Origin of the sequence: Propionivibrio sp. (assembly GCF_016790145.1) — a bacterium.
Lineage (GTDB): Bacteria > Pseudomonadota > Gammaproteobacteria > Burkholderiales > Rhodocyclaceae > Propionivibrio.
Genome location: NZ_JAEUOI010000069.1, coordinates 1 through 8,066, shown reverse-complemented (window position 1 = coordinate 8,066; position 8,066 = coordinate 1). Strand labels below are relative to the sequence as shown.

The following is an 8,066-nucleotide window of genomic DNA, read 5'->3' as shown; positions in this document are numbered from 1 at the left end:
GGACTGTAACGCGACGCTGGCATCGTAGATCGGCTGATTGCGCGCGCCGCTTACTGCTGACCGGCCTTCAGAATTGATTGACCAGCCGCTCGGAGGTCGAGCGGCATGACCGGCGCGGGCGTCAGTCGATCAGGGCGCGGGAAGCGCCGTCCACGAAGCGTCGGGGTCGAATCGCGTCATCGCGCCAGCGATGGCGGCAGTTCTGGGGCCCAGATGCTTCTGGTAGACGGTACCGTCCTGGTTGACGACGAAGGTCATCAAGCCGGTCTCGCCGTAGCGTGCCGGCCACCCGACCAGCGCGAAACCTTCGGTCATGCGTCCACCCTTGACATAGTTGCGGGCGCCGCCCTGTGCCGCCTTCCCCTGCGCCTTGAGAATCCTGAAGCGGTAGCCGTGGTAGCCCTCCTTCAGGTCTTTCGTCTCCAGCAGGGGGCCCGCCGGGCTCTCCGGCTCGTCGGCAGCCGTTGGCCAGTAGAGGCCGTCCTGCTTGCCGGGTGAACTCAGTATCTTTTGCGCGAATTCGCGGACGCCGTCGCCGTTGCGGTCCTGCGCGGCGTACTCCCGTTGCGCATCGACGTAGGCATACATGGTTTGTATCGCGGCCAGTTCATTGCGACCGATGCGGCGGATACGCATTTCTTCCATTCCCGCCCGAGTATCGAAGATCCAGCCGCTGCCGCTGCGTACCAGCGGTATCGGCAAGGTCCAGCCGCTGCTCACTTCGAGGCGCGCCAGTGTGTCGTTGTCGCGCAGGATGCGGTGCCCTTTTGCCCAGGCGGCGAGAAAAGCCAGGCGATCCTCGCTCGCCAGGTCATCGAGCGACATCAGGCGCGCGTATTCGACGCCGAGAATCACCCGTAGTTCGGCATCGTCATTGCGCGCGAGACTATCCACCAGTGCTTCCGCCGCAATTTCCGGCGAGGCGAAAATCTTTTGCGACCCGGCGGCGGCCCACGACACTGACATTGCCAGTGCGCAGATCAGCGCGGCTGCGGCCTTCAACCATCGATTGCTCATCATTGGACCTTTCATGGTCGGCCCCTCGTTATCGATTGTGCCGCTGGGCGGCGGCACCGCCTGCGGGGCGCGAAACATTGGATTGGCGCTGCGGCGCATTGTGCCGCTTGGCGCCACCACCACCTGCCGGGGGCGTAACGTTGGATTGCCGCTGCAGCGTATTGTGCCGCTGGGCCGCCTGGCTGGCGCGGCCACGGTCGATCTGTTGTTGTGTCTGCCTGCCGTCGTTGGCGCCGCGCAGTGCATTGTCGCGATTGGTTCGCGCAGCGCTGTCGTTGCGGTTCTGCGTCTGGCTACGGTTGACGTTGCCCGCGCGGTTCTGTGCCTGGCCACGGTCGATATTGCTGGCGCGGTCGCGGGCCTGACCCCGATCGATATTGCCGGCGCGGTCCTGAACCTGACTGCGGTCGATGGCGGCGGCGCGCTCGCCGGCCGATGTTCTGTCGACTCCCGGTGTCCGCTGCGGAATCTGGTTGCGGTCGATGTTGCGTAGCGCTTCGCGGTCCAGATTCTCGGCGCCGACGCGATCGGACAGCGCAGCCCTGGCCTGCGCCCGCTGATCCTCGCGGCCGCGATACTCCTGACGGCCGCCACGATCACCGGGCCTGTTTTGCTGCATGCGATCGCGCACAGTGGCGTCGCGATAAGGAACATCGCGCCGGTTGCCGGGATTATGGTTCCAGTTTACGTTGCGGTTATTGGAGTTGATGCGGTTATTGACGTTGATGTTGTTCCACTGATTGACGTTGATATTGACGTTACGCCGTCGCCAATCGACGCCACCCCACAGCGCGTTCGTCACGCCGATGCCGACGCCCCACCAGATGGCGGTGCTCACCGGGTTCCAGCCGAAACCCCAGCGCACTGGCGGCGGGAAGAAGAACGGCGGAAACAGCGGGTGCCACCACGGGCCGAAGACATGGACCGGGTTATATATGGGCACGAAAATGACCTGCGGATTGGCCGGTGCGATGACGATGATCTGTGACGGCGGGGGCGGTGCCGTGGCGACGATGGTTTGCCGTGCCGGCGGTGCGGCTTCAACGGTGACGATCTGTTGCTCGTTGGAGCTCAGGTTGCCGGCACCCTTGGCCTTGGCACGCAGGAACTGCACGGAATCCATGACATCGTCAGGTTGCGCCAGGAAAGCGTCGCCGAGATCCTGAACCCATTCGGGCTTTTCGCCGAGCATCGCCAGTACTTGCGGGAAGGCGACCAGCGACTGCACGCTGGGATCCCACGGCTTGTCCTGTACCGCTTTCACTGCCTCGTCACCCTTCAGGCTGCGGTTGGCGAATGCCCAGTCGGCAGCTTCCGCAACATCTTTCGGATAGGTCGATGCCATCAGCACCTGCGACAGCAGCGCGTCGGGAAAAAGAGCGATCGGCGCCACCATCTGGTCGAGTTGCTCGGCATTGAATTTGGGAGGGTCTGCGGCACCGGCCTGTGCCGCAAACAGCAGGAGCACTGCAGCAAATAACGCGGCGGCGCCGCGCAGGATCGATTGCATTAATTGGGCTCCTCTTCGGCGATAGGGGGAAAGACCCGATGACTTGCGCATTGTGGGAGAGAAACCGGGTCAGCTCAATCCAGCACTGCACAGGGTTCCTTGGCGGGCCATAAACTGCGCCCGCCACACCCCGTGGTTATGTTGCGATCAGTCGCCCGCAGAGTTCGGTGGCAACAGCTCGGGCACTTCGAAAGGCTTCCCGCCAGTTGAAGGTGATATCGGCGCCGTGCCCGGCAATATCTCGAAGTTCGGACGGAACACCACCATCAGGCTGCGCAACTGGTCGAATGGCTTGCGGTCGCCCTCGAACTTTGCCTTGCCGACATTGATTAGGTCGTCGAAGGTACTGGCGCCCATCATCACTTGATTGAGGTCGCTGCGATTCAGCGTGATCGTCAGATCCGGCTTCGCCGCCTGTTCGCCCTTGATGTTGGTCAGCGTCGCGTTGCTCAACTCGATCAGGTATTTTTCGCCGTTGTCGGGTGTCACCAGGTTGATCGTGAAACGCATGCCCTCGGCCTTCCTCGGGTCCATGCTGATGCCAAGGAAGTCGAGCCACTGCTCGGTGGTCATCGCGCGGATCACGTCGGGCCCGGTCGTCCTGACCGGGGTGCCGCCAGGCAGCCCGTTGCGCAGTTCATAAGCCCCTTGCAGGTAGATGTTGCGCAGGGTCGGGCTCTCCTTCTGGTAACCGAGTTGCTCGAAGGCATCGGCCAGCAGATCCTTGGCCGGCTGGTTGCGCGGTTCGGCGAAGACCAGGCGATTCAGGATTTCCGTGGCCTCGCGGTATTTGCCCTGGGCGATCAGTTGCTTGCCCTTGGCCATGATCTTGCTCGAGCCACCCATCATCTCGACGTACAGTGGCGCCGAATCCTTCGGCGAGAGCGGCACGATGGTCGCCGGGTTGCCGTCCCAGTAGCCGAGGAAGCGATTGATGACACCGCGACTGTTGTGCTGCTCCGAGCCGTGGTAGCTGTGTGCGGGCCACTGCTTCCACAGGCTGTCGGGAAGCTTGTACACGTTCTGGATCTCGTTGACCGTCACGCCGAGGTTGGCGTAATGCAGCGACTGGTTGTTCAGGTTGGCGTAGGTGTCGCGCTGGACGCGCATCACTTCCTGGATGCGCGCATTGCCCCAGCGCGGCCAGCTATGCGAGGCGAACATCACTTCGGCTTCCTGGCCGAATTTCCACAGCGCGTTGTTGATCTGCTTCGACCAATTCAGCGCATTGCGCACTGGCGCGCCGCGCGGCGTGTAGATGTTGTGTATGGTGCCGGTGATGTTTTCCGCCGCCCAGAAGGCCTTGAACTGCGGGAACCAGGTGTTCATCTCGACTGGCGCTTCGGTGTCGGGGGTGTTCTGGAATACCATCTTGACGCCGTCGAGCGTCACTTCCTCGAAGTCCTTGCTGATGATGAGGTTGGGCGGGATTAACCCGACGTTGCCATTGGCCACGTTCTTGCCGATCGACTGGTCTGCGTGGCCGTGCGGGTCACGTGGCAGCAACACGGCGTACGAGTACTGTGTGCGGCGCGACATGGCGTTGCCCGAAAAGACGTTCTCGGAAATCGCCTCATGGAGGAAGCCCTCGGGGGCGATGATCTTGACCTTGCCGCTTGCTACGTCGGCCTCATCGACCACGCCGCGCACGCCGCCGAAGTGGTCGATGTGCGAGTGCGAGTACACGACGCCGACGACCGGGCGCTTGCCGAGCTTCTCGTTGATGAGTTCAAGTGCGGCGCGGGCGGTTTCTTTGGCCGTCAGCGGGTCGAAGACGATCCAGCCGGTATCGCCCTTGATGAAGCTGATGTTGGCCAGATCAAAGCCGCGTACCTGGTAGATCCTGCCAGGGACGACCTCATAGAGACCGTAGGCCATGTTGAGTACGGCCTGGCGCTGCAGCGACGGGTGGATGCTCTGGAAGTCCTTGCCCTCCAGCAGCCACTGATAGCTGCCCATATCCCAGGCCACGTGGCCAGCATCGGCCTTGATCTGCTTGTAGGGTGGCTCGGCGATGAAGCCTTTCTTCGCTTCGTCGAAGTCACGCTTGTCGGCGAACGGCAGCGTGGCGGAGAGGCCCTTGCGCAGTTCGAGCGTGAAGGTCGACGGCAAAGTTCCCTTGGGGTCGAAATGCTTCACCTGCGCCGGCGGGTTGCCCACCGCCGCGCCTTGTGCCAGCGCCGGGGCACCGGTTTTTGCCGCACCGCTACTCTCGCCTTCAGCGAGAACCGGGTGGGCAGCAGTGGCAAAGACGAGGGCGAGGGTTAGGGCTATCCTGGTACTGACTGTAAATTTCATTGGGTGTGCTCCTGTTTTGGTTGATCAAAGCTGTATGGACAAGCCTATTGAAGCATCAACTTATCGGCTTAAGTCTTCCTGGGCGATCGGTTACTGTTTTTAGTACCCTCGACCGGGATAGGCCGAAGGCGGAATATTACCCGTTTTTTTTGTCTTGCATGCCGAAAAAAGTTTTCGCCAATGGCATTCATGGCAAGCGCGCGATGCCAAGGACAAGAGGTAAAAAAAGGATCCGCTGAGCAGCGAAAAGGTTGCTCGAAGGCGAGCCATTCGCTCGCCAAAATTCAGGGGAAGATCGCCTTGGCGCTACAGTTACGACCGCGTCACATCGAGCCCGACAATGTCAAAACGAACCGAAGGCGGATCCCAGGGCAATGACCGCAACGAGCGCGAGCAGGGCGCCAACAATGCCGACCATCACGATGTCGAAATAACTTTCTTTGTGCGTTGCGCCGCAGACGGCAAGCAGGGTCACGACGGCGCCGTTATGCGGCAGGCTGTCGAGTGAACCGGCACCGATCACCGCCACGCGGTGCATCAGCGCCGGGTCGATGCCGTAGGTTGCCGCGAGTTGCATGTAGGTTTCGCCGAGCGCGCCGAGCGCGATGGTCAGTCCGCCGGATGCCGACCCGGTGAGTGCCGACAACACGTTGGTGGCCAAAGCCAGCCCGACCAGCGGGCCGCCGTCGATCCCGAGCACCCAGTCGCGTACCATTTCGAAAGCGGGCAGTGCGGCGACCACCGCGCCAAAGCCGACTAGGCTGGCTACGCTCATCACCGGCAGTACCGAGGCATTGAGGCCGGCGTCCACCGTTTCGCGCAGCGCCGGCAGACGGCTTCGATTGAAGACGAACAGCACGAGGATTGCCGCCGCCAGCGCGACGATCACCGACCACACGCCGCCGACGCTGCTCAGCGAGGTTTCGCCCCAGCGCAGTTCGGCCAGGTAAGCGGTGTCGAGACGCGGCAGCACCAGCAGCGACATCGTCAGGTTGACCAGCATGACGACGATCAGCGGCAACAGGGCGACGCCGATGCCCGGCAGGTGCAAGCTGTGAGCGCCGTGCTCGATCTCGGCCGGGTCGAACTCACGGGCCACGGTGGCACGCTCGCGTACCAGCGGATCGTGCGCCGCGCTCGACGCCGCTGCCGGCGCGCCGGAGAAACCTTCGCCGGTCCTGCGCGCGGCTGCCTCGCCGCGCGCCAGCCACCACAGCCCGAAGCCGAGCATGATGCCCGCCGCAATGAAGCCCAGCCCCGGCGCAGCGAACGGGGTGGTGCCGAAGAAGGGCATCGGGATCGCGTTCTGGATCGCTGGCGAGCCCGGCAGTGCCGACATGGTAAAGGTGGTGGTGCCCAGCATCACCGCTGCAGGCAACAGCCGGTTGGGGATCTCGGCGGCGCGGAACAGGGCCTGGCCCATCGGCGCGATGACGAACATGGCGACGAACAGGCTGACACCGCCGTAGGTGACGAGCGCACCGGCCAGTACCACGGCCAGTATTGAACGGCTTGGCCCGAGCTTGTCGGTCATGAAATTCGCAATGGCGGTGACCGATCCGGTGTCGTCCATCAGCTTGCCAAACAGCGCACCGAGCAGGAACAGCGGAAAAAACTGCGCGATGAAGCCGGCCGCCGAACCCATGAAGGTCTGCGTCCAGTTGGCGAGCAGCGGATCGCCCGAGAAAGCCGCAGCGATCAGCGCGGCGACAGGCGCCAGACCAAGCACGCTCCAACCGCGAAAGGCCAGCCAGACGAGCAGCCCGAGGCCAAGCAGGATGCCGAATAAACCCATGCTCAGAGCGTCTCCAGCATAGCGTCGAGATCGAGCGTGGACTGCTTGCCGAGCTCGTTGGCGTGATTATCGAGGAACAATTCGGCCGCGCTTCGCCCGTAGTCGCGTAGTTCGCAAAGGAAAGGCCACTCGGAAATCATCTTGGACGTGGCGCCAAATCCTGCCATCGCGTCGGTGGCGATGCGGTGGATGCGCATCTCGGCCCACAGTGCCCCTTCGCCCTTGCCTGGGTCGGCGACCTTGTGCAACAGGGCGATCATGCGCAGTTCCTTTAACAGCGGCGAGTTGAAAGACACTTCGTTCAAGCGGTCGAGGATGTCGCGCGCCGAGCGCGGGACAGTGGAGCGATTGATCGGATTGATCTGCACCAGGATGGTGTCGTGCGATTTGCATTCCCGAACCAGCGGCGTGATCGTCGGGTTGCCGGAGTAACCGCCGTCCCAGTAAAACTCGCCGTCGATCTCGACCGCCTGGAACATCGTCGGCAGGCAGCCGGAGGCGAGCAGGACATCCGGGGTGATATCGGCATTGCGGAACACATGTCCTTTCCCGCTGTGCACGTTGGTGGCGGTAATGAACAGCCGGATGGGTGAGCTGGCCAGGGCCGCGAAGTCGACCGTTTCGGTCAGAAGCTGGCGCAGCGGATTGTAGCCGGCCGGGTTGATGTCGTAGGGAGAAAAGACGCGGGCCGCGAGTTCGGCGGCAAGAAACATCGGCGAATATTCGAGCGTCCATTGGCCGCTCAGTATTTCCAGCGGGCCGCGACGGAAAGGGCTGAACTTCGAAGCGTCCGATACCTTCTTCCAGAATTCTGCGAGCGCGATGCGCGCGCCTTCGGCGCCCCCTTGCGCATGGCCGCTGGCCATCACCGCCGCGTTCATGGCGCCCGCCGAGGTGCCCGAGATGCCGTCAAAAGTGAGCCACGTCTCTTCGAGCAGCCGGTCGAGCACGCCCCAGGTAAACGCGCCATGCGAGCCGCCGCCTTGCAGGGCGAGGTCAACCAGCACGGGTTTGCGACGCGGGCCGGGCCGGGCCGCTACAGATGTCTTGTGCATTTCAGTAGTATCAGCGCTCATTTTTTTCCTGTTTCAAAAAGTTATTCAACACGGACAGCGGAAAGCGGCCTGCGTATTTTAACCGCCTGGCGTCTGGTTGCGAATGCTTGCGGGGCGATTGCGTGAATGACTTTGGAATCGCAAGTGGCTGAAAGCCCCACATCGTGTCCCTAGGCCAGGCTTCGCGCTCATTCAGGCGAAAGCCGGAATCCAGGTTTGTGGAGTACCAATTGGGTCCCGGCTTACGCCGGGACGACGGTTTCTGGATAAGAAAGGCACTGCGGTGCCTGGAAAAAACGACCTTTGCATTCATGCGCTGGCCATGCCGACATTGACCGTACAATTGAAGGCAAGGATACTTCGGGCTAATGTAGATTATTCCGGGTTGTCG

Annotated in this window: 6 protein-coding genes; all 6 read right to left on the bottom strand. The window is 62.4% G+C overall.

Annotated elements, in window-relative coordinates; translation table 11 throughout:
* Positions 1 to 129: 129 nt before the first annotated feature.
* The gene (locus tag JNM42_RS06175; RefSeq protein ID WP_294267730.1) at positions 130 to 1,020 is read right to left on the bottom strand and encodes a DUF2950 domain-containing protein; all 891 of its coding nucleotides are present in this window, start codon (positions 1,018 to 1,020) and stop codon (positions 130 to 132) included.
* 25 nt (positions 1,021 to 1,045) lie between these two features.
* A complete protein-coding gene (locus tag JNM42_RS06170) occupies positions 1,046 to 2,527 on the bottom strand; it encodes a DUF3300 domain-containing protein (RefSeq protein WP_294267728.1) in 1,482 nt (493 codons plus the stop codon).
* 147 nt (positions 2,528 to 2,674) lie between these two features.
* Entirely contained in the window at positions 2,675 to 4,825 is a 2,151-nt protein-coding gene (locus tag JNM42_RS06165; RefSeq protein ID WP_294267726.1) for an alkyl sulfatase dimerization domain-containing protein, read from the bottom strand.
* Positions 4,826 to 5,168: 343 nt separating this feature from the next.
* A complete protein-coding gene (locus JNM42_RS06160; RefSeq protein ID WP_294267724.1) occupies positions 5,169 to 6,620 on the bottom strand; it encodes a GntP family permease in 1,452 nt (483 codons plus the stop codon).
* 2 nt (positions 6,621 to 6,622) lie between these two features.
* Positions 6,623 to 7,696: a patatin-like phospholipase family protein gene (locus JNM42_RS06155; RefSeq protein WP_294267722.1), complete on the bottom strand. Its 1,074-nt coding sequence runs from the start codon at positions 7,694 to 7,696 to the stop codon at positions 6,623 to 6,625.
* Positions 7,686 to 8,066 (bottom strand): hypothetical protein (locus JNM42_RS06150; protein WP_294267720.1); only part of this gene is annotated, 381 nt, incomplete at its 5' end. The genes JNM42_RS06155 and JNM42_RS06150, both read right to left, overlap by 11 nt.